At 41.9% G+C, this 21,925-nt stretch carries 18 protein-coding genes and 2 tRNA genes; 8 read left to right on the top strand and 12 right to left on the bottom strand.

Annotated elements, in window-relative coordinates:
* Window positions 1-14: 14 nt before the first annotated feature.
* The 4 genes from C900_RS29745 to C900_RS06215 all read right to left on the bottom strand — a co-directional run bounded on the left by C900_RS29745 (window position 15) and on the right by C900_RS06215 (window position 1,053).
* Window positions 15-81 (bottom strand) — tRNA-OTHER (locus C900_RS29745).
* Entirely contained in the window at window positions 67-324 is a 258-nt protein-coding gene (locus C900_RS06225) for a GIY-YIG nuclease family protein (RefSeq protein ID WP_040495805.1), read from the bottom strand. The genes C900_RS29745 and C900_RS06225 overlap by 15 nt, the downstream gene beginning before the upstream one ends.
* Before the next feature lie 34 nt (window positions 325-358).
* Window positions 359-432 (bottom strand) — tRNA-Ala (locus C900_RS06220).
* A gap of 156 nt (window positions 433-588) precedes the next feature.
* Complete coding sequence (locus C900_RS06215) at window positions 589-1,053, bottom strand: C40 family peptidase (RefSeq protein ID WP_040495803.1); 465 nt, start codon at window positions 1,051-1,053, stop codon at window positions 589-591.
* Between the two features lie 116 nt (window positions 1,054-1,169).
* Between C900_RS06215 and C900_RS06210 the strand changes: the two genes are divergently transcribed.
* The 3 genes from C900_RS06210 to asnB are packed head-to-tail and all read left to right on the top strand — an operon-like array spanning window position 1,170 to window position 8,150.
* The gene (locus C900_RS06210; RefSeq protein ID WP_009578825.1) at window positions 1,170-4,094 is read left to right on the top strand and encodes an FAD-binding and (Fe-S)-binding domain-containing protein; all 2,925 of its coding nucleotides are present in this window, start codon (window positions 1,170-1,172) and stop codon (window positions 4,092-4,094) included.
* A 54-nt stretch (window positions 4,095-4,148) separates the two neighbouring features.
* Window positions 4,149-6,233, top strand: a complete 2,085-nt coding sequence (locus C900_RS06205; protein WP_009578824.1) for a tetratricopeptide repeat-containing sensor histidine kinase — start codon at window positions 4,149-4,151, stop codon at window positions 6,231-6,233.
* An 18-nt stretch (window positions 6,234-6,251) separates the two neighbouring features.
* Window positions 6,252-8,150, top strand: coding sequence for an asparagine synthase (glutamine-hydrolyzing) (asnB, locus tag C900_RS06200; RefSeq protein ID WP_009578823.1), 1,899 nt, complete (start codon window positions 6,252-6,254; stop codon window positions 8,148-8,150).
* A 15-nt stretch (window positions 8,151-8,165) separates the two neighbouring features.
* Here asnB and C900_RS06195 read toward each other — a convergent pair whose 3' ends face one another.
* The gene (locus C900_RS06195; protein WP_009578822.1) at window positions 8,166-9,746 is read right to left on the bottom strand and encodes an amidohydrolase family protein; all 1,581 of its coding nucleotides are present in this window, start codon (window positions 9,744-9,746) and stop codon (window positions 8,166-8,168) included.
* A 515-nt stretch (window positions 9,747-10,261) separates the two neighbouring features.
* On the opposite strand from C900_RS06195, the gene C900_RS06190 reads away from it, so the two are divergent.
* Entirely contained in the window at window positions 10,262-10,870 is a 609-nt protein-coding gene (locus C900_RS06190; protein ID WP_009578820.1) for a hypothetical protein, read from the top strand.
* 21 nt (window positions 10,871-10,891) lie between these two features.
* Window positions 10,892-11,464, top strand: a complete 573-nt coding sequence (locus tag C900_RS28150; protein WP_009578819.1) for a PRC-barrel domain-containing protein — start codon at window positions 10,892-10,894, stop codon at window positions 11,462-11,464.
* A gap of 176 nt (window positions 11,465-11,640) precedes the next feature.
* Here the strand turns inward: C900_RS28150 and C900_RS06180 are convergent, their stop codons facing one another.
* The 5 genes from C900_RS06180 to C900_RS06160 form a co-directional block, all read right to left on the bottom strand.
* Complete coding sequence (locus C900_RS06180) at window positions 11,641-12,696, bottom strand: sensor histidine kinase (RefSeq protein WP_040495801.1); 1,056 nt, start codon at window positions 12,694-12,696, stop codon at window positions 11,641-11,643.
* A gap of 3 nt (window positions 12,697-12,699) precedes the next feature.
* Window positions 12,700-13,389, bottom strand: coding sequence for a response regulator (locus C900_RS06175; RefSeq protein ID WP_009578817.1), 690 nt, complete (start codon window positions 13,387-13,389; stop codon window positions 12,700-12,702).
* A gap of 107 nt (window positions 13,390-13,496) precedes the next feature.
* The gene (locus C900_RS06170; protein ID WP_009578816.1) at window positions 13,497-14,291 is read right to left on the bottom strand and encodes a DUF3108 domain-containing protein; all 795 of its coding nucleotides are present in this window, start codon (window positions 14,289-14,291) and stop codon (window positions 13,497-13,499) included.
* Between the two features lie 28 nt (window positions 14,292-14,319).
* Window positions 14,320-15,345, bottom strand: coding sequence for an aminopeptidase (locus C900_RS06165; RefSeq protein ID WP_009578815.1), 1,026 nt, complete (start codon window positions 15,343-15,345; stop codon window positions 14,320-14,322).
* Window positions 15,342-16,478: a hypothetical protein gene (locus C900_RS06160; RefSeq protein WP_009578814.1), complete on the bottom strand. Its 1,137-nt coding sequence runs from the start codon at window positions 16,476-16,478 to the stop codon at window positions 15,342-15,344. Before C900_RS06160 ends, C900_RS06165 begins: the two co-directional genes overlap by 4 nt.
* A 138-nt stretch (window positions 16,479-16,616) precedes the next feature.
* Here C900_RS06160 and recA point away from each other — a divergent pair, with 138 nt between their 5' ends.
* A complete protein-coding gene (gene recA, locus C900_RS06155) occupies window positions 16,617-17,645 on the top strand; it encodes a recombinase RecA (protein WP_009578813.1) in 1,029 nt (342 codons plus the stop codon).
* A gap of 492 nt (window positions 17,646-18,137) precedes the next feature.
* Here the strand turns inward: recA and C900_RS06150 are convergent, their stop codons facing one another.
* Window positions 18,138-19,403 carry an ABC transporter permease gene (locus C900_RS06150; RefSeq protein ID WP_009578812.1) on the bottom strand — a complete coding sequence of 422 codons (1,266 nt, stop codon included), beginning with the start codon at window positions 19,401-19,403 and terminating at the stop codon, window positions 18,138-18,140.
* Between the two features lie 121 nt (window positions 19,404-19,524).
* Between C900_RS06150 and queA the strand changes: the two genes are divergently transcribed.
* Together queA and C900_RS06140 are read left to right on the top strand one after the other, a co-directional pair.
* A complete protein-coding gene (queA, locus tag C900_RS06145; RefSeq protein WP_040495798.1) occupies window positions 19,525-20,571 on the top strand; it encodes a tRNA preQ1(34) S-adenosylmethionine ribosyltransferase-isomerase QueA in 1,047 nt (348 codons plus the stop codon).
* Window positions 20,572-20,744: 173 nt separating this feature from the next.
* Window positions 20,745-21,443, top strand: coding sequence for a 2-C-methyl-D-erythritol 4-phosphate cytidylyltransferase (locus tag C900_RS06140; RefSeq protein ID WP_009578809.1), 699 nt, complete (start codon window positions 20,745-20,747; stop codon window positions 21,441-21,443).
* A 191-nt stretch (window positions 21,444-21,634) separates the two neighbouring features.
* Here the strand turns inward: C900_RS06140 and C900_RS06135 are convergent, their stop codons facing one another.
* Window positions 21,635-21,856 (bottom strand): DUF2795 domain-containing protein, encoded by a 222-nt coding sequence (locus C900_RS06135; protein ID WP_009578808.1) that lies wholly within the window; start codon window positions 21,854-21,856, stop codon window positions 21,635-21,637.
* Window positions 21,857-21,925 lie beyond the last annotated feature (69 nt).

The raw sequence follows: 21,925 nt of genomic DNA, 5'->3' as shown, positions 1-21,925 counted from the left end.
CGGTGCTTTGATTGTGGAGAATACCGGATTCGAACCGGTGACCTTCCCGAAGGCCTTCGGGACGCTCTAGCCTAACTCCCCTCCCGAAATTATATATTCCAGATATTTCCGGCTCTTCTTCTTCTTTAGAAAACGCTCCGCCTGTAATGCCTCAGAGCGAGTCACAAAAGTATTGCTCCATTTTAATTCCCAGTCACTCACACCTTTGGTATATCCTGACCGACTATTGCAATGGTCCGAAATCCGCTTATCTAAATCCTCACATTGCCCAATGTAGTACCGGTCCTTCGTTACGCTATAAATAATGTAAACATGATATTCCATAAAAAAGAAAAGCACCGCACCGGTGCTTTGATTGTGGAGAATACCGGATTCGAACCGGTGACCTCTACACTGCCAGTGTAGCGCTCTAGCCAACTGAGCTAATTCCCCTTTTATTAATCATTTTTAAGAATCTTCTTCCAGGCTTCCTCTGAAAGTACTCAACCGGTGACCTTCCCGAATGCCTTCGGGACGCTCCAGCCAACTGAGCTAATTCCAGGGACCTCCTTCTTCTAAGGGATTGCAAATATATTAAAAATATATTTACTAAAAAGGCCTTCTGGCTGTTATAAATCTTTTTCTGTAATATTCTGAATCCAGTAGACTCTCTACTACGCCAAGGGATGATGAGCTGTGAATAAATTTCACTTTCCCCTTGTATGTGGATGTCACCAAACCCACGTGCGTTATTTTCCTTTTGCGCTTACCTGTTGCAAAAAAAACCAGATCTCCGGGTTCTAGATCTTTTTGCTTTACCTTTTGCCCTATCTTACTCTGCTGATCCGATGTTCTGGGAATAGAGAAATTTACAGCAGAATAGGAATTTAACAACAAACCTGAGCAATCCATACCTGCCCTGGTTGTGCCTCCCCATTTGTACGGAGTACCAATATAACTTCGGGCTGTATTAACTACCACCTGAACCTTTTCCTCTCTTATTTTTGCCTTTTTGGCTGAACCGCAAGAAATAATCAGGCAAGCTAAAACTAAAAAAATTAAAATCTGGCGCATGAATAAAATCAAACAAAAGTTAAAAAAATAATTGGCAGCATTAACTTAATTGCAAAAGGCCTTTTTACAAAAATAAAAAGAGATTAATTTTCGACCGAATTTAAATGCCGTGAATTTTGATAACCGAAAAGCAGCTAACAGGGCTAAAAGAAGCACTCGAGGGGGAGTTACATTTTGACCACACCTATAGATCCATATATGCCACCGATGCATCAGCATATCGCGAACTACCATTGGCAGTGGCCTACCCTAAGTCTAAGGAGGATATTAAAGAACTAATCAGTTTTTCGCGTAAAAATAAAACCTCACTAATACCTCGCACAGCAGGCACTTCATTGGCCGGCCAGGTGGTTGGTGCGGGCATTGTGGTGGATGTGTCGAGGTATTTTACCAATATTCTCGAAGTGAATGAGAAGGAAAAATGGGTCAGAGTACAGCCAGGGGTTATCCGGGATGAATTGAATATGTACCTGAAGCCATATGGCCTCTACTATGGCCCTGAAACTTCCACAGCAAATAGGGCAATGATTGGCGGTATGATCGGAAATAATTCATGTGGTTCAAACTCAGTGGTATACGGTAGTGCCAGAGAACACCTGCTATCGGCCAAAGCTTTCCTCAGTGATGGTTCTGACGTGGAATTCAAAGCATTGGAAGATCAGGAGTACGACCTGAAGTTACAACTGAACAACCTGGAGGGGCAATTGTACAGAAACATTGACACAATGCTGTCCAGTGAGGAAAACAAGTTGCAGATCGATGAGCATTTCCCTAAGAAAACCATTCACAGAAGAAATACAGGCTATGCCATTGATCTTTTAAAAGATTGTAAACCTTTTAACCCTACCGGAGAATCTTTTAATTTTTGCAAGCTCATTGCCGGATCGGAAGGAACACTGGCTTTCATCACAGAAGCCAAACTATCATTAAACCCACTACCCAAAGCGCATCAGGGCCTTATATGTGGCCACTTCTCAACTGTTTATGAATCGTTACTCGGAAATCTGGTAGCATTGCAGTATGGCCCCACGGCTTGTGAATTGATGGATCATTATATTCTGGATTGTACAAAAGAGAATATCCAGCAACGACAAAACAGGTTTTTTATTAAGGATGACCCTAAGGCCATTTTAGTTATTGAGCTAAGAGAGGATTCTGGGGAAGAGCTTCAGCGAAAAGCAGCCGCATTGATCGATGAGCTTAGCACTAAGGAACTAGGCTATCACTATCCTTTAATTACCGGCCCTGACACCAAAAAGGTGTGGGAGTTGAGAAAAGCAGGGCTAGGCTTACTGAGTAATATTCCCGGAGATGCCAAGCCTGTGCCGGTAATCGAAGATACTGCGGTGGATGTACAGGATCTTCCTGAGTATATCAAAGAATTTAATGAGATCCTGACGAAACGCAATCTGTTTTGTGTTCATTATGCACATGCCGGTTCGGGCGAGCTACACCTCAGGCCTATCATTGACCTTAAAACCAAGGAAGGACACGAACTCTTCAGAAGCATACTGGATGAAATAGCACATTTAGTTAAAAAATACAGAGGGTCGCTTAGCGGGGAACATGGGGACGGCCGTTTGCGTGGTGAATTCATTCCTTTCATGGTTGGTGAAGCAAATTACAAGCTGCTGAAGGAAATAAAAACCACCTGGGATCCTGATTATATATTCAACCCCGGGAAGATTGTGGATACGCCCCCTATGAATACAAGTCTGCGCTATGAGGCAGGTCAGCAAACAAGGCAATTTGATACAGTACTTAGCTTTAGCCAGTACAAGGGTATTTTAAGAGCTGCGGAACAATGCAATGGCTCCGGGGATTGCAGAAAAACACACCTCAGCGGTGGCACGATGTGTCCAAGCTATATGGCAACAAAAAATGAAAAGGACACCACAAGAGCACGCGCTAATATTCTAAGAGAGGTGCTGACTAACTCTCAGAAGAAGAATCCTTTCGACAGTGTAGAAATTAAAGATGTGATGGACCTTTGTCTTTCCTGCAAAGGGTGTAAGTCAGAATGCCCGTCTAACGTGGATGTAGGAAAGCTAAAGGCTGAATTTCAGCACCAATATTATAAAAGCAACGGTGTGCCATTCAGGACCTGGATGATTGCCAATTTTACTAAATTAAACAAACTGGCTTCCATTGTCCCGGGGCTCTATAATTTCCTCTTTTCAAATAAGCTGACAGGCGGTCTGGTCAAATCAATAACAGGATTTGCTCCCGGTCGCTCTATGCCATTACTCCATAAAAACACACTTAGATCCTGGTATAAGAAATACTACAAACAGGCTAAAGAGGCCAAAAATGGAGTGGTGTACTTGTTTTGTGATGAATTCACAAATTTTAATGATGTAGACCTTGGAATAAAAGCCGTTGAGCTGCTTAGTCGCCTTGGCTATGAAGTGAAAATTGTTGATCATGAAGAGAGCGGACGTACTTTCTTATCAAAGGGGCTGTTACCGCAGGCCAAAAGACTGGCTTTAAAGAACATCAAAATATTTAAGGATCTGATTACACCCGATACTCCACTGATAGGGATTGAACCATCAGCCATACTCACCTTCAGAGATGAGTATATTGACCTTTGTGAAGGAAATGACCAGGATAATGCAAGAAAACTTGCTGGCAGTGTTTTTCTGATCGATGAATTTTTAGATAAGGAGGTTAAGCGAGAAGCGATCAAAAATTCTCAGTTCACGCAAGAAAAGAGGCTAATCAAGCTGCACGGCCATTGTCATCAAAAGGCACTTTCTTCGCTGGTACCCACCAAAAGAATACTATCACTTCCTGAAAATTACGAAGTGCAGCTTATTCCATCCGGATGCTGCGGTATGGCTGGCTCCTTCGGATATGAAAAGGAACATTTTGAAGTATCAATGAAAATTGGTGAGCTGGTATTGTTTCCGGTGGTAAGGCAACAAGGTGAAGAAGTAATAATAGCTGCACCTGGCACGAGCTGTAGGCATCAGATCAAAGATGGCACAAACAGAACCGCAAGTCATCCGGTTGAGATACTTTATGATGCTCTGCGGTAGCACTTTATCATTTTGATCATAAGTTAAATTTCATCAAATTAGACAAAGTGCATTATGAACGCCTATAAGGTCATACGGCTGGCTCTGTTTTTTATCCTTTTGTCGGAATTTGTTCAGGCACAATCCGACTCATTTCCTGCTGCATTTGAAGAGCTTAAGCATGGATCTCAAAAAAACATCAGGGCATATTTTGACTCGCTGCGAAATATAAGCTCAAACGACAAAGAGAGTATTCACCTTTCATTATTAAGTTATGGTCATACCCATGACCGCCCCTTCATAGAAGCTTTGGCTCTGCGAAACCTCGGTCATATTTACTGGGAGAAGAACGAACCTGTCAGATCGGTCACAAATCTCAGGCAGGCTTCAGAAATAGCCAATGATTTAAAAGACATAGAACTGGAGAGTGAAATACTGATGGATCTAGCCGAGATTTTCAATGTGCATGGCGGGGAGGAAAAAGCAATGGAGTATTATTTAAAGGCTTATCCCTTATTACTGCAAACCGACAAAATGCGAGCTGCCAGGGCTCAAAATGCCATGGCCACCCTCAGCTATGGTGTAGGAAATATCAAGGCCTGCATCAAATATTGCCAGGCTGGAATGACATTGTTCGAATCACAGCCTATTGATGCATTAAATAAAGTGGATCAGAAAGTATATATGCAATTGCTTAATACCCTCGGCATTGCATATCGTGAAACAAACAATTACGACAGTGCCATTCACTATCTCAATGCCTCTAAAGACCTGGCGTCAGCCATAGACGATGAATTTTGGAAAACCCTCACCCTAGGCAATATGGGGATTATATATACAAGAACGGGAGACTATGCCAAAGCCTTACCATTAATGGAGCAGGACATGGTTATAAGTAAGAAATTTAATGAATGGCTAAGTGCAAGTTCCGCTGCCGTTGTAATAGGAAATATACACCGGGAAATGGGAAGTTTGGATGCAGCCAAAATTTACTACGACAGCGCTATGATAATAGCCAAAGCAAATAACCTCGTACCGCGAATAGCACCAATATATCATAACAATCTTGCAAAATGGTATGCACTTAAAAACGATTTTCAGCATGCTTTTTATCACCAGGAAAAGTATACATATTTAAAAGACTCTGCTCAAAACAAAAATCAACAAGTTGAGCTTTCACGCATCAAGGCTACCTATGACTTTGATAGCAAACTAAGCCAAATTGATCTGCTGACCAGAAATAATGAATTACAACGACAAAAGATCGAATATCGCAATATCATCATTACAGCTTCAATTTCTTCATCATTAGTTATCTTTATCATAGCATTATTATTGTACAAAAACCTCAATGCACGTAAAAAAGACAATGAACTTCTAAGCGCTCAAAAAGCAAGGATTGAATCTCAAAGTAAACAGCTCGCGGACCAAAACAGGATCATTCAGGCCAACAATGACAACCTTGAAATAGAGGTAAGCAAACGCACAAGGAAAATGGAACAGCTTAACCGGGAACTGGACACATTTCTATACCGGGCATCTCACGATATTCGCCAACCCATCGCTACAATACTCGGCCTGGAAAACCTTGCAAGATGGTATGCTAAGGACAATCATCTATCAGAGATACTCCTGCGCGTAAACAGTACCGCCATGAGTATGGACAATATGCTGCGTAAGCTGCAGATGAGCTACGAGGTCAACCGTCAACCGGAAAAACTGATCAGCTTAGAAGTCAGAGACCTCATCTTTCAGGTAGTAGCAGCGAATCAGGGGGAAATTAACTTGCGAAAAATCAACTTACAATTTGATGTGAAAGCACAATACATCAACAGTAACAGGGAGCTACTGAAAATCATTGTTCAAAATATACTGGAAAACGCCATTCTGTACTCTAACGAAGCAACGCCTGAGATCCATATTACCGGCGCACCAGCAAGTGATGAGTACATTATTAAAATTACTGACAATGGAGATGGCATCCCAAAAGAATATATTCCCAGTATTTTTAACGCCTTTTTCAAAAGTAACATTAAATCAAAAGGTAATGGCCTGGGGCTTTACCTTGCCTTAAAGGCTGCCAATATACTGGAAACCAAAATTGAAGTGCATTCTGAGCCTGCTAAAGGGAGCCAGTTTGTTTTGCACATTCCAATTTAAAACTACTTTTGTAAAATAATGTGTGGAATAACAGGAGTATACGCCTTTAATATGGTGGGCAGGGTAAGTATGATCAATGTCAGTAATTCTACAATGACATTGGCTCAACGAGGCCCTGATTTTCAGGGAAGCTATCATGACAATATTGTAGCCCTGGGCCATAGAAGGCTTTCTATCATAGACACCTCCGCTTGCGGACACCAGCCAATGTCTGATCATTCGGAGCGCTACATGATCATTTTTAATGGTGAAATATTCAACTATAAGGAATTAAGGGAGCAGCTTGTATCTAAGGGAGTAACGTTCAATTCGGAAACCGATACGGAAGTCCTTTTACAACTTTATATCACCGAAGGGAAATCATGCCTGGAAAAGCTGAATGGTTTCTTTGCTTTTGCGATATATGATAAGGAAGAACAGTCGCTGTTTCTTGCCCGTGACAGAATGGGGATCAAACCACTTTATTACCTTGAAGATGAGAACAGGGTACTTTTTGCTTCCGAAATGAAGGCAATTTTGGCATATGGCATTGATAAAACACTGGATTATGAAGCGCTCTACACCTACCTTCAGCTTAATTACATTCCTGCTCCTAAAACAATATTTCGTGACGTCAAGAAGCTCCTGCCTGGTCATAGCTTGTACATCAGGAATGGAAAAGTAACAACCGAATGTTACTACCAGATACCTTACAAAAAAAACAGCCATACCAGCTTAAGCTATGATGACCAAAAGAAAAAGCTGGCTCAATTGCTGGAGGGTTCAGTGCAAAAAAGACTGGTAGCTGATGTTCCACTGGGTTCGTTTCTAAGCGGAGGGATAGATTCCTCGGTAATAGCTACATTAGCGAGCAGGCACAAGCCGGATCTGCATACTTTCTCTATTGGATACAGTGATGAAAAGTTTTTTGATGAAACCCATTATGCCAGACTGGTAGCTAAAAAAATCGGCACTGAACACACAGTATTTTCTTTAACGAATTACGATTTATACCGGCATGTTCACGATATACTCAATTATATTGACGAACCCTTTGCCGATTCATCCGCCATAGCGGTTTATATCTTATCAAAAGAAACCCGAAAGCATGCCACAGTAGCGCTCTCCGGAGATGGGGCCGATGAGGTATTTTCAGGGTATAATAAACATGCGGCTTTTCTAAAAATGATAAATGCCGGAAGTGCGGCAACAACAGTAGGTGCGCTGACACCTCTTTGGAGTATTCTGCCAAAATCAAGAGGTAATGCCCTGACCAACAAATTCAGGCAACTGCATAGGTTTGGAAAGGGAATGAAGCTATCAGCCAAAGAGCGCTACTGGCAATGGGCCGGATATGCCGCAGAAAATGAAGCCATTAAACTATTCACCAACGATGCGCTATCGGCTTTAAACAGACAAAAGTATCAGTCGTTTAAGGATCAACTACTACAGTATATTCCTGAAGGTGGAGATATCAATGACATACTTTATACTGATGTCAGATTAGTTCTCCCTGATGACATGCTTACAAAAGTGGATCGTATGTCGATGGCTAACAGCCTTGAAATTCGGGTACCGTTTTTAGATCATGAAATAGTAGAATTTGCCTTTTCATTACCTGCTGATTCAAAGATCAACTCTCAATTGAGAAAGAGAATTGTTCAGGACACTTTCAGAGACCTGCTTCCAACAGAACTATACAACCGTCCGAAAAAAGGCTTTGAAGTGCCCCTGCTAAAATGGCTTCGACAAGAAATGAAGTCTACGATTAAAGACGACCTATTAGCAGACCACTTCATCCAGCAGCAGGGAATATTTGATGTAAAGACAGTCCAAAAACTAAAAAGAAAACTCTTCTCTGCCAACCCCGGTGACGTACATGCCAGAATTTGGGGCCTGCTTGTATTTCAATGGTGGTGGAAAAGACATTGTGCATGAGCGAATCAAATTCTTTCATCGCTGCATACCAGGCTGAGTAATTTTAAAACCTGTTTTTTCCTTTTCCATCTGTACCATTTGCTTTACATCTGCCAATAATTTTTTCGCATCATAAATAATACCATCCTTCACTGTATATTTCACTCCCCCAACTCGCACCACTTTATTATCTTCCGTAAGCTTAATGGCCCCGGTTCCGTATAGCACCTTCAGGTTTTGAAGGGGATTTTCTTCCACTATAACAAAATCAGCGAGTTTACCTACCTCAACTGTCCCCAGGTCGCGTGCAACACCTAAAGCTTCCGCACCATTTAATGTAGCGGCCCTGATCACCTCCAAAGGATGAAAGCCCGCCTCCCTGAGCAGTTCCAGCTCCCGAACATACGCAAAACCATATAATTGAAAAATAAACCCGGAATCTGACCCGGTCGTCACCCTTCCGCCTCTGTTTTTATATTCATTAACAAAAGTCATCCAAAGCTGATAGTTCTTTCTCCAATCTACCTCCTCTTCGGTGCCCCAGTAGTGCCAGTATGAGCCGTGTGATATTTTACTCGGCTGGTAAAATTGCCATAGCCCAGGAAGAGTATATTCCTCATGCCATTCGGCTCGTCTGGCCCTCATCAGGTCGCGACTCGCCTCATAAATATTGAAGGTTGGATCGAGTGTAAAATCCAACTTTATCAACTCATTCATTACTTCATTCCATTTCGGTGAATATGGCTCTGCCGCTTGTTGCCACAGTCGGCCGGCTTCCTTAAAGCGATGCTGCTCATTGGCATAGTTATAGTCTAATGGGTAGTGCTGGACCGTACGATCCTCGAAGAGGGCCTCTGGCAACCCGTACCAATGCTCCATAGAGGTTAACCCGGCTCTGGCTGAATGTAATACATTCCATCTGGCCACATCCATCTGCGCATGATGGCATGCCGCCCGCAGTCCAAGTCTTTTGTTTTCATCAAGTGCGGCAGTCATGATCTCGGGTGGTGCTCCAAAAAATTTAATCCCATCAGCACCACGTTCCGCATTTTTTCTAACCCACTCCCGAGCCATGGCTGGTGTACTAATGGATTGCTTGCTGCCCATACCAAAGGCTGTATACGCAAATATGCGCGGGGCTGTAATAGCATTTCTTTCGCTTTTTTCCTTGTGGTCAAGCACCCAATCCAGGCCGTTTCCCGCTGAGGGGTCTCGCACTGTAGTGATCCCATGTGCCATCCACAGCTTAAAAACATATTCGGCACCAGCTCCCTGATCTTCTCCTCCAATATGACCATGCATATCTATAAAACCTGGCATAAGATACATGCCATCTGCATTAAGCTCATAGCCTTCATTACGAAGTTTAGGCCTTTTACGCTCATCAATCTCAACACCTGGATAACCTACTACTTTAACCTCTGTAATACGATTCCGCTCCACCACAATATCAACGGGTCCGACAGGTGGCGCCCCATTTCCGTTGATGAGCGTAACTCCCCTTATTATCAGTTGCGGCCATGGCCCCTGACCTTCACTACGTGCCGGAGCTTTTTCAACCTGTGCAGAGATATTAAAGGAAATAAACAATATAAATATGATGGAAAACGTCTTCATTTGTCTCAATCTGTTTTAGTTAGTGTCTGCAAGAAAACGTCAATGTCTGTGTTATGCTTGTCCTAATTATGCTCACGTACCTCAGTACGCTCCGCTTTTTGGCACTTCACAAGCCTTGACCATGACGTTTTCTTAAAGCCGCTTAGAGTTTAGTTAGCGTCTCATAAAAACCTCTCATTGGTAAAGAAGTGCGACAATCTCCTCTCCTGGTTAAGCTTCATTAGCAATATAACTATCGCAAGCCAAACACTCCCCGCTTTTTTTACGGAAGGCGCATTTTGGTTTTCATGAACCAAACTTCGGGGGTCATATTCCACTAAATGTCCGGTTTATTACCCATTCAAATTCAATGCACCTCATTTTTAAAAAGTTTAATTACTGGTTTACAGGCATTTAAAAGCAATAAGATATTCCTCAAGTAACATTGAACGAAGGCATATGTTTTGGATGTATATAAATGGCAAGGAATGTCTTTATAGAAATGAGAACCAACATTTTTAACTAAAAGTATTGTTATGGCTGAGATAGATATAGAAAAAAAGAAAAGCCCGATATGGCCATGGCTATTATTGGGAGTATTGGTCATTGCTGCGTTGATAGTATTAATAGACGACAATGATGATGTAAAGAGAGATCAGGTGGTGACGCAAACGCAAGAGGTAGAAACTGCTGAGGAAAATAACTTCGCCAGACAAAATGGAGAAGTGCAGGCTTACGTAAGCTATATAGAAAAAAATGGCAGGGAGGTAGGGCTGAAGCATAAGTACTCAAGCAGTGCCCTTACACGGTTAGCCGCTGCACTGGAAACAGTTGCCTCTAACTATGATGATATAGAGGCTCAGAATATTATTGAAGAGCTAAAAAAGAGCGCTGATGAATTGACTCAGAACAGAGACTCTGACAAACATGCAGACATAATGGCTCGTGCATTTAATAATGCTGCCGATGTGATGAAGGAAATACAACAAAAGAAATATCCAGGGCTCGAAAAAGAGATCGAAGAGGTGAAGCAAGCTGCTCAGGCTATGGACCCCAGGGCTATGGCAACGGAGCAAAATGAAAAGATCCATAAATTCTTTACCGAATCGGCAGATGCTTTAAGGGCTATGACGGAAAATGTTTAACATATAAAACACAATGAACATATGGCACGAACAGCAGAAAAATATACAGCAAAAAGAAAAGATAAGAGGTTGCACTTTTTACATGACCTTGATGACTTTAAGGTAGCCAGTGGCCAGCCAGATGTACGTGGTTGGGAGTTAGTGGATGCCAATCGTGAAAGAGTTGGAACGGTAGAAAACCTGCTTGTTGATATTAAAGCTGAAAAGGTACGGTATCTTGATGTCGACCTGGATGACCGGCTGATAAGTGAGGATTATGATCCTCAGGATAATACCAACATCAGAGGTGTTCACGGATTCACCAACAGAAAGGGCGATAAACACCTGATAGTACCCATTGGACTGGCACGGATAGACGATGAAAGCCATTGTGTAATTGTGGATGAAGTACATAAAGAAACTTTTCAGAGGGTGCCGCGTTATGACACCAGCACCCCGATAAGTGCGGATTATGAGTTTGCCGTTTCAGAGGCTTTAGCGAGCCCTAGAGAGGCAACAGGAGAGAATGACAGGCCGATCGGCACCGCTGTACCAGGTGAATTCTATGAGCGCGATGAATTTGATGAGCGAAAATTCTATAGCCGTAATCAATAAGATTTTGATCTATGGTACAAAAGAAGCCATCCCGGACTGCACCTTAGTGGTCCGGGATGGTTTATTTTTCATATAAATCAATATTTACAGTCAAACAAAAATTGTGTGATGATAGAACCGCATCTCAAAGTGCGTAGGGAATGACTTCGAAAAGTGTGGGCCGGTTCCATGCCCTCTCATTCCTCCGAAATAACAGTTTTTTTTCCCCTGGGAAGCTTAAAGCTAAATTCCGACCCTTTACCAACGGTGCTCTTAACCTCCACTTTAGAGTTATGCCCTTCCATGATGTGCTTTACAATGGCTAATCCAAGACCCGTTCCACCCCTTTCCCGCGACCGGCTCTTGTCCACACGGTAGAACCGTTGGAATATTCTATTCACATCTTCCGGGGGTATCCCATCTCCATTATCTTTAACTGTGGTAGTAACCTGATTTTTGCTTAACAGGAAATCTACAACCACCTTACCTCCTTCGTTGGTATATTTTACACTGTTGCTTATCAGGTTAGTAATTACCTGACTGATGCGCTGCCAATCGCCATAGACAAATACTTCGTCCGGTACATTTCTGCCAAACTCCAGTGTTATGTCCTTTTTCTCTGCTTTGCTTTCAAACTGGTCAAACACCTCTTCCACCAACATTTTTATATCAAAATTCTCAAAATGCATTTTGATATCTCCTGTTTCGATCTGCGAAAGGGTGAGAAGATCCTGAACAAGCATATCCAACCCGTCAAGGCTTTTGGCAGCCTTTTTCAGGAATTTATTCCTTACACTTTTATCTTTAACAGCACCATCAAGCAGGGTATGAACGAAACCTTGCGCTGCAAAAATCGGTGTTTTTAGCTCATGGCTCACGTCAGCGATAAACTCCCTCCTGAAAGCTTCCAGCTTTTTCAGTTCATCGATCTCTTTTTGTTTAAGGGCTGCGTAAGAAAAGATCTCTTCATTGATCTTCTTCAGAGGGCTTAGCGGATTTGATTTATTTTGATTTATGGTAGAAAGCTCCCGCTTCCGTAGTTTTTCAAATAAGCCATACACCTTATTGATCTCCCTGAATATCAAAAATTCAAGTACAATAAAGCCCAGCAGATAGGTAGATGAAAAACTGATGAGGAAGGTGACGACCAAAGCATTTTGTGTTACCTCCTTAAATAATGAAAGAAAGGCAGTAGTTACCGCTGCTATGCAGAAAGCCAGCAGCGCTGCTATTACCCTGGAATTGAACGCCATCTATTAATTCAGGCTAAACTTATAGCCAACTCCTTTCACTGTTTTTATATACTCCTCTCCGATCTTCTCACGTACTTTCCTGATGTGAACATCTACAGTACGTGCCAGCACATATACATCGGAACCCCATATATTGTGCAGCAACTCGTCACGCCCAAAGACTTTATTAGGATTCTGTGCCAAAAAATAAAGCAATTCAAACTCCTTCTTGGGTAGCGATACTTCCCTGCCATTGGCCATTACAATGTAGCTTGTCCTGTCGATCACCAGGTCACCAATAGATATTTTATTAGTGACAGCCTTTTTCTTGGAATCCCTTCGGAACAGAGCGCTTAGCCTGCTCATTAAAGCTCTGGGCTTTATCGGCTTAGTAATATAGTCATCCGCCCCTACATCGAAGGCAGCTATTTCGGAATACTCCTCTGCACGTGCAGTCAAAAATATAATGAATGTACCGGCCAATTCGGGTATTTCCCGTAGCTGCCGGCAGGTCTCAACTCCATCCTGCCGGGGCATCATGATATCCAGCAGGATAAGATCCGGTTTGAATTTCTTCGCTATGTCAACCGCTCTAACACCGTCCAGAGCCGTTTTCACTTCATAGCCCTGCTTCTCAAGATTGTATTTCAGCAATTCCAATATTGCCTCTTCATCGTCTACAACAAGCACCCTGTGTTCCTGCTTGTTTCCCATAATTTTTCTGATTTGATTGAAACGTGCTACAGCATTAATTTAATCAAAAATAAAAGTATATAGAAAATGTGTTAATAAAAAACACGCAGCAATAACTTAACAATAACTTAATTTTGACCTTTATGATAGCTGGTAATGTCAATTTCCACCGCACCTACAAACATCTCAGCCTTGATCTTTAGCGGCACTTTATTCCTGTCATCAGAAATCCAGACCTTAACAGAGTTCTCCCCGTTAAAGAGACTGTTTTCAGGCATAATAGGCGACAATACTACTGATCTGATATGCCCGAGCTTGGTTTTGATCGTCTCCCGCCCAATAAATCTTACTTTGAAATCATACAGCTCTTTGTCAAAGAAAGCATCAATTTTTATAATATCTCCATTATCAAGGCTATCGAAATCTATGGTACGAATATAGTAGTAGCCACTCACCAGATCCTGTACGTTGTCAGGCACCTCGAAAGCTTCCGGAACACGCCACTCTTGCTTCTTTTTGTCAAATGACCGGACTTTCGCCACATTTTTTTCGGGATCAAAATCAACGATTTCATTTTTCCTGTACTTCCCCTCTTCAATCACCCTGTAAAATTTATGGGTTATGATCGATGCCGTATCCAGGTATGTACCCCAGTTATCCCTTATCCTCAGAAACAGATCGAACATGCCCACAGATCGTCCAAAAACATCGATCTTATAGCAGGGCCGCCCATTGATATTATATAGCTCATCACTGATGATCATCCGCCCTTCAGCGGCATTTATGAAGCCATAATGTGCTTTGTATTCAATAACCTCCCCTTGCACAAAACTTGTATTTTTTATCGTGCGGTACTTGGGTCCATCACCTGAAATGAATGAAAAACAAAAAATGAAAAAAGTTAGTGTAAGCGATTTTGACATTAAGGCAAATTTAACCTGAAGTTTCTTCCTAAAGAAATGGGTGTTCTTTTTTCAAAAATGTGATAAATGCTCTTATATCCTGATCAAACTTATTGGTATAAATGTCATCGAGATTATTTTGTTTAGATCTGTAACGCATAAAAGACATAAAAAATGTATTGTTAGGCTGGTATCCTTTTACATTTCTAAAAAAATTACGATTGTTTAACGACACTGTATCCAGTTCCTGCATAATTTTACCAATTAGCTGCTGTTTTTTCATCTCTTTGTCCTCATCACTCAACTCTTCAGCAAACGATCCATATAAAACTTCAAGACTATCCGCTCCTCTCAGGATGTGTGCCACATAACTTCGTTCGTCCTCCACCTCTTTTAAATAGTTGTGATACTCTTCCGAATCAGCCCCATATTCATACTGTAAGAATTGCCTGGCTCCTTCATCCCCTATAAATGAAGCCAGATTTTCATTAAATTCCACGCTATCTTTCACAAAAATAGTGGCATGCACCAACTCGTGAATGATGAGGTTAGCGAGATCACCGATACTCCTGTTAAGCATACTGCTCAGGATCGGATCATTAAACCAACCCAAAGTAGACCACCCGCCTACGGTGCGAACACCCGCATCATATCCATCTTTTTTAAGCTTCTCCATCGCTTGCATAGCATCTTTCTCAACAAAGAAGCCCTTATAAGGTACTTTTCCAACCACGGGGAAGTTCCATTCCCGGGGTTCAAACTTATAGGGCTTGCATCCTGTCACAACCCACAACACGGGTTTCCCTCCCTGATCGTACATAGAAGTGTAGTTATCCGTGTCATTTAACCCCAGTTCTTTTATAGCATATTCTCGTACCTTTTGAATATACTGAAGCTTGATTTTCACCGAATCAGCTACAGCCGGATCGGATAGATATGCACTGACCGGCCGGGCATTCCAAACGATATTCAACTGTCCCCGAGCCTGCTTGATACCGTAAACCACCAGTTCAAAATTCCAAACAATCAACAGCAATAATATACCAATGATCCCCAGTGAAATTTTTTTAATCATTTATGACTCTCCTTTTTTGTCAGCAAAAAATCAGCGGAATAGTTAATATAGAATCCGTGCGAAAATTCAAATTTCGAATTTGCCAGGTCATACAAAGGTTCCACCCGGGTGGTGATATAAAGTCTGTCTGCAACTTTTATATTATGCATTAATCTTAAAATTAAAAGCTCACGCACCTCTTCTAGCGCTGTGGAATTTTTAAAAGTACTTGAAACAGAAGGATATAACTGTCCCCCCATTATCGAAATAAATTCATGTCCACGCCAATAGCTCGTCATCACTTCCAGGTTTGGCCTCATTTTAACACTAAGATTAGCATACAATCCACTTCCATCTTCAAATGCCCTCTCTATCTCCGTTGAAAAATCTTTATAGTAAACGTAATAATTGTCCATTCTGATCCCTTGAACAAAATTTTTCTCTCCAAATGTATGTTGAAGGCCAACACCTGTAGCCGTATTAATATAGGTCTGTAGGGGCGCAGGGCTGCTATCAATCTGTCCTCCTACGTGTGTCACCAAAAATTGGACGGGAAGCTCTATATTCCAACGGGGCAATTGTTTAACCTTATAATTCAGCGATAAACCACCCGTCACCCTCTCCTGGTCATTATCACCTTTGTAGATCATATTTTGCCAATCTATCCACCCATCGAGAAACAGTCTTTCATTTTCAACCAATAGTTGTATCCCTGTTTCCTGGCGGTCTACCAGCACCTTTTCAAAATCATATAACGGCTCTATAAGTCTATGTGAGATACTTCCTTCCAGGTTTCCGAATATTATGGCAATACCATTGTGTAGGTACTTAAAAGAAAAAGTAGGTACAATTTCCTGATATCCGTTAGCTCCAAAATCCTTTTGTAAATATATCCCTGCGTCAACTCTGAAATGCGGAGTGACATAGTAAGTAAGATATGGATTAAGCTGATAACCGAATAAGGTATAGCCATCGGCTATATTATTAAAGTATTCATTATTCTTTGTGAAGCCCAATGTATTTAAACCAAAAAAGAGGGCATTGGAGTCCGCCGGGTCCATTCTTAATCGCTGCTCGAATATTTGATTGTTTAATTGTGCACTAACGTGTAGAGATGCTGCTAAAAGTAGTAACAGGCTCAGAATGACTTTCATACCAGGGGTTTTGCCGCAATATAAAAAAGAGCCCTTAAAAAGCAGGCGGATGCCGAAACAATTTTAAGCTACCATTCCATATTTATGCCCAGAACTTATTAACTTCACCACTTTGACGACAAAACAACTACAATAGTAATGGCTGAAAAGGACGAAAAATTAAAAGCGCTTCAATTAACAATTGACAAACTGGAAAAGACTTACGGCAAAGGTGCAGTAATGAAACTTAGCGATGAGAGGGTAGTAGATGTTCCGGCCATTTCTACCGGTTCTTTGAGCCTTGATATCGCCTTGGGTGTCGGTGGTATTCCGCGTGGAAGGATAATTGAAATATATGGACCTGAATCGTCAGGTAAAACTACGCTTTCAATGCACTGCATTGCAGAAGCGCAAAAAAATGGTGGTTTGGCGGCATTCATAGATGCCGAACATGCTTTTGACAGAGTGTATGCCGAAAAACTCGGTATTGACACTGAAAACCTTTTAATATCACAACCTGATAGTGGTGAACAGGCGCTTGAAATTGCCGAGCACCTGATCCGCTCCGGAGCAATCGATATTATTGTAATCGACTCGGTAGCTGCTCTTGTTCCAAAAGGTGAGCTGGAAGGTGAAATGGGTGATAGCAAAATGGGATTGCAGGCCAGGCTTATGTCGCAAGCATTGAGAAAATTAACAGGTACTATTAATAAAACCGGCTGCTCATGTATTTTCATCAACCAGTTGAGGGAAAAGATCGGAGTGATGTTTGGCAACCCTGAAACAACCACAGGAGGTAACGCTTTGAAATTCTACGCCTCTGTAAGGCTGGATATCAGAAGGATCGGGCAGATCAAAGAAGGAGCTAACGATATCACCGGAAACCGTACGCGTGTTAAGGTGGTAAAAAATAAGGTAGCTCCTCCGTTTAAAGTTGTAGAGTTCGACATCATGTATGGAAAGGGCATCTCTAAGGTCGGAGAAGTAATTGACCTGGGGGTTGAACTTGATATTATTAAAAAGGCAGGCTCATGGTTTTCCTACGATGGCAATAAATTAGGGCAGGGTAGAGACGCAGTAAAAGCGTTGCTTGAAGATAATCCTGAACTTATGGAGGAGTTGGAAGGAAAGATTAAAGCCCAGATCAAAGGTGAGGATCTGGAAAAACCTATTCCGGCACAGGAGTAGGGGTTTATAGTTCTCAGTTCTGAGTTCTCAGTTCTCAGTTCTCAGTTCTGAGTTCTCAGTTCTCGTTTCTCAGTTTACAGTTCTCAGTTCTGAGTTTTTTCATGTCTATCGGTTCGGGTCAGGTGAAGTTGCGGACCTGAGAAGTTAAAAGTTTGGCCTGCTTACACCCATCCATAACGGGCTGAAATATTTGCTCAGCAGTATCACCCTCTCCTCCCTTGATCCGCAGAAAGCTTCGCGAAGCGAGAAAGGAGAGGGATTTACAGAGAGTAGTAGAACTTGCAGGATTTTGGTGGGTAAGGTGTTGCAAGCATTATACTTGCTGATCGCATCAAATCAGCGTAAAATTTCAAATTACCGAAAAAGAGGGGGGTAAGGAAACCAGGTTGAATATCGTTTCATTTCTGAGCCCTCTATGCCAAACTTTAGAAAAATACAGGCTATACTGGTCACTGGTCAGATCATACTGTGAACTGAGAACTGTAAACTCATTTAATTCGACCTGATAGCGATCACCGGGTCCAGTCGTGCTGCCAATGCCGCGGGTATAATTCCCGAAACAGTGCCTATCGCTGCAGAAACGCCCAATCCCAAAACAATGTTCTTCAAGGTAAGCGTTACTTCCATACTACCCATAGGTATGAACGTAATAAATACTACCAACACCAAGCCTGCAGCTCCCCCGATCACGCTTAGAAAAATAGATTCAAACAGAAACTGAAATAAGATAAAATAATTTTTAGCGCCCAGCGATTTTTGAATTCCAATGATATTGGTCCTTTCCTTTACCGAAACGAACATGATATTGGCGATCCCGAAACCTCCCACGAGTATTGAAAACCCTCCAATAATCCACCCTGCTATACCAAAAACATCAAATACACTTCCAATTGCATTGGCAATGGCTTCCGGTCTGTTTAATGCAAAATTGTCTTTTTCTTTAGGCTTAAGTCCCCTCTTACTTCTTAGTAGACCCGTGATCTCATATTCCAATTCTACGAGCCCTACATCATTTTCCATACCCTTCACTCCGATATTCGATTCAATTTCATCCCAGGCGCCTGTGCCAGTCTGATAAATTTTACGAAACGAATTATAGGGGATAATACAGTTATCGTCATTACTGGGCGTACCTAAGAAGCTCTCTCCCTCCTTTTTAATAACACCAACTACGGTAAACTTCAGACTGCTCAGCTTAACCTCCTTTCCAACAGGGCTTTCTCCGCGAGGAAAGAGTGCGCTGGCCAGATTGCTACCAATTATAGCCACATTTCTTCCTGATTCTATTTCGGTAACTGTAAAATACCTACCCATTTCAATATCAGTTTCAAAAATGTCGGTATAGCCTGTGCTTGCACCGATAAGTGTAATATCTCCAAGGCTATTGCTTCCTCTTTTCAGAGTTACACCACCTCTTCTTGCGTAAATAGAAATACCACTTTGAGATGACAGGTTCTCCTGTAAGAATTTGAATTCATTATAGCTGGTATTTGGCCTTCTCCAGAAGTCCCACCAACGGTACACACCACTGGCATCAGGTGTATAAGGCCACTTTCCAACATATATTACTCCAGCTCCAAGAAAGGCAAAGCTCTCCCGGATATTCTTCTCCAGCGAATCCACCAGGGTGAATACCGAAATAATAGCAAAAATGCCAATTGTTACTCCAAGTAACGAAAGAATTGTCCTTAACAGGTTCATTTTTAAGGCATTCCAGGCAAACCTGAAGCTTTCCAAAATTAGTCTTAGTACCAGCACTATTTATTTTTCTTTATTTAAAGTATATCTTTTTTAAAAGGCAAATTTCTCAATAATATCTTTTATCTTTGCAAGCTAATTTTAAAAACTAACCCTTTTATTTAATACCGTAATATTAAATATGAAATTATCAGAATTCAAGTTTGATCTACCGACCGGACTGGTTGCCTTATATCCGGCTGAAAACAGGGATGAATCTCGCCTAATGGTAGTGCATAAGGATACCAAAGAGATAGAACACCGATCATTTAAAGATATAGTAGAATATTTCGGCGATGGAGACGTGCTGGTGACCAACGATACCCAGGTTTTTCCCGCCAGACTATATGGCAATAAGGAGAAGACAGGCGCTAAAATAGAGGTATTCTTACTAAGAGAGCTTAACCAGGAAATGCACCTCTGGGATGTATTGGTAGATCCTGCTCGTAAGATCAGAGTAGGTAATAAACTATACTTTGGAGAGGGTGACCTTGTAGCTGAAGTAATTGACAATACAACTTCCAGGGGCAGGACTATCCGATTTTTATATGATGGCTCTGACGAGGAATTCTATAAGACCATAGACAGTTTGGGAGAAACTCCCCTCCCAAAATATATTAAAAGAGAAACGGAGCCTGAGGATCGCGAAAGGTTTCAAACCATTTATGCCAAGCATAAGGGCGCTGTTGCGGCCCCAACTGCAGGACTACACTTCACCCGGCAATTGCTAAAAAGGCTGGAGATCAAAAATGTAAAGATGTCTGCAATAACACTGCACATCGGATTGGGAACTTTCCGTCCTGTAGATGTTGAGGATCTGACCAAACATAAAATGGACTCTGAGAATTTCAGAGTGAGTGAAGAGACCGTAAGTACTGTAAACCATGCACTCGATAATAAAAAGCGTGTATGTGCGGTAGGCACCACCTCCATGAGGGCGCTCGAGTCTTCCGTGTCGGCTAATGGCAGGTTAAAGCCTAAGGAAGGATGGACGGATAAGTTTATCTTCCCTCCTTACGATTTCAAGATCTGCAATGCTATGATCACTAACTTCCACATGCCGGAGTCTACTTTATTGATGATGGCATCTGCTTTCGGTGGCTATGACCTTATAATGAAGGCTTATGAAACCGCTATCAAAGAAAAATACAGGTTTCTCACCTATGGTGATGCCATGCTGATCATATAATAACGCATGATTAATATAAAAGTAGGCCATCTCAAAAGCCTACTTCTGACGTCATCCTGAAATCAGGATCAGGAGCCCCCGATTGGTTTCTACGAATTTCTAGGGGATTCCAAAATCAAGTTTTGGAATGACGCGTTGGCTTTTGAGACGGACTCTTTTTACTTTAAACTGATATGAAGGAGTTCGCAATCATAGTTGCCGGTGGTAAAGGCACGAGAATGAATAGCTTAACACCAAAGCAGTTCATCCCTCTCAATGGCCTTCCAATACTCATGCATACTGTCAACGCCTTTTTTAATTATTCAAAAAATATTCACCTCATACTCGTACTACCTGAAGATGATATTCCCACCTGGCGAGATCTGTGCCTGAAGCACAACTTTGACAAGCCTGTGGCCATTACCGCGGGTGGTGAGTCCCGGTTTCAGTCGGTAAAAAACGGACTGGATCAAATTACAGATGCCGCAGGTTTGGTGGCTATTCATGATGGTGTACGCCCACTGATCAGTGCAGATATGATCGGAGCATCATTCAGGTTGGCCGCAATACACAAAAGCGCCATAGCAGCAGTGGGTTTGAAAGAGTCGCTGAGAGTGACCGATCAGGATACCACAAAGGCCGTTGACCGCTCAAACTACAGGCTGATACAAACACCACAGACGTTTGACCTGCAAATGATCAAAAATGCGTACAAGATAAAGGAAACAGCCGACCTGACAGACGATGCCAGCGTAGCTGAAAAAGCCGGGAATAAAATCTCGCTATTCGAAGGAAGTTATGAAAATATCAAAGTCACCACCCCGGAAGATCTGGTAATTGCTGAGGCGCTAATTAAAAGCAAAAACACAGGATCTGACTATACACTGAAGTAAAGTCAGCTCCTTCTATTCAGAATATCTTTACTATTAATTTGTGTCTCGAAGAAAACGCCAATGTCCGCGTTACGCTCGTTCCAAAAAATACTCTTCCCGGCAACTGTACGGGACTACCGCTTTTTGGGCACTTCGCAAGCCTTGACCTTAACCTTTTCTTAAAGCCACTTAGAGTTTCTTACAAACACTAATTAGTATTCATCCTCGTTGAAAAAGAAATCCTCTTTTGTCGGATAATCCGGCCAGATCTCCTCAATATTTTCATAAGGCTGACCGTCATCCTCAAGTTCTTGTAAATTTTCTACTACCTCTAACGGAGCTCCTGTTCTAATGGAGTAGTCGATCAATTCATCCTTGGTTGCTGGCCAGGGAGCGTCTTCAAGGTATGATGCTAATTCTAATGTCCAATACATAGATAAATCCTCCTATGATTTGCCTCTTAAATTTCGTGCAAAAATAAAATTTAAATGATTATATCAAAT

The organism is Fulvivirga imtechensis AK7 (assembly GCF_000331535.1).
GTDB classification, from domain to species: domain Bacteria; phylum Bacteroidota; class Bacteroidia; order Cytophagales; family Cyclobacteriaceae; genus Fulvivirga; species Fulvivirga imtechensis.
This window is presented reverse-complemented; position numbering and strand designations above follow the sequence as displayed.

Coding starts and splice junctions, on each gene's coding strand:
- C900_RS28150 (WP_009578819.1), top strand. CDS start 10,892: ATGGCACGAACAGCAGAAAAATATACAGCAAAAAGAAAAGATAAGAGG.
- C900_RS06205 (WP_009578824.1), top strand. CDS start 4,149: ATGAACGCCTATAAGGTCATACGGCTGGCTCTGTTTTTTATCCTTTTG.
- queA (WP_040495798.1), top strand. CDS start 19,525: ATGAAATTATCAGAATTCAAGTTTGATCTACCGACCGGACTGGTTGCC.
- C900_RS06175 (WP_009578817.1), bottom strand. CDS start 13,389: ATGGGAAACAAGCAGGAACACAGGGTGCTTGTTGTAGACGATGAAGAG.
- C900_RS06170 (WP_009578816.1), bottom strand. CDS start 14,291: ATGTCAAAATCGCTTACACTAACTTTTTTCATTTTTTGTTTTTCATTC.
- asnB (WP_009578823.1), top strand. CDS start 6,252: ATGTGTGGAATAACAGGAGTATACGCCTTTAATATGGTGGGCAGGGTA.
- C900_RS06160 (WP_009578814.1), bottom strand. CDS start 16,478: ATGAAAGTCATTCTGAGCCTGTTACTACTTTTAGCAGCATCTCTACAC.
- C900_RS06215 (WP_040495803.1), bottom strand. CDS start 1,053: ATGCGCCAGATTTTAATTTTTTTAGTTTTAGCTTGCCTGATTATTTCT.
- C900_RS06195 (WP_009578822.1), bottom strand. CDS start 9,746: ATGAAGACGTTTTCCATCATATTTATATTGTTTATTTCCTTTAATATC.
- C900_RS06180 (WP_040495801.1), bottom strand. CDS start 12,696: ATGGCGTTCAATTCCAGGGTAATAGCAGCGCTGCTGGCTTTCTGCATA.
- C900_RS06140 (WP_009578809.1), top strand. CDS start 20,745: ATGAAGGAGTTCGCAATCATAGTTGCCGGTGGTAAAGGCACGAGAATG.
- C900_RS06165 (WP_009578815.1), bottom strand. CDS start 15,345: ATGATTAAAAAAATTTCACTGGGGATCATTGGTATATTATTGCTGTTG.
- C900_RS06135 (WP_009578808.1), bottom strand. CDS start 21,856: ATGTATTGGACATTAGAATTAGCATCATACCTTGAAGACGCTCCCTGG.
- C900_RS06190 (WP_009578820.1), top strand. CDS start 10,262: ATGGCTGAGATAGATATAGAAAAAAAGAAAAGCCCGATATGGCCATGG.
- C900_RS06225 (WP_040495805.1), bottom strand. CDS start 324: ATGGAATATCATGTTTACATTATTTATAGCGTAACGAAGGACCGGTAC.
- recA (WP_009578813.1), top strand. CDS start 16,617: ATGGCTGAAAAGGACGAAAAATTAAAAGCGCTTCAATTAACAATTGAC.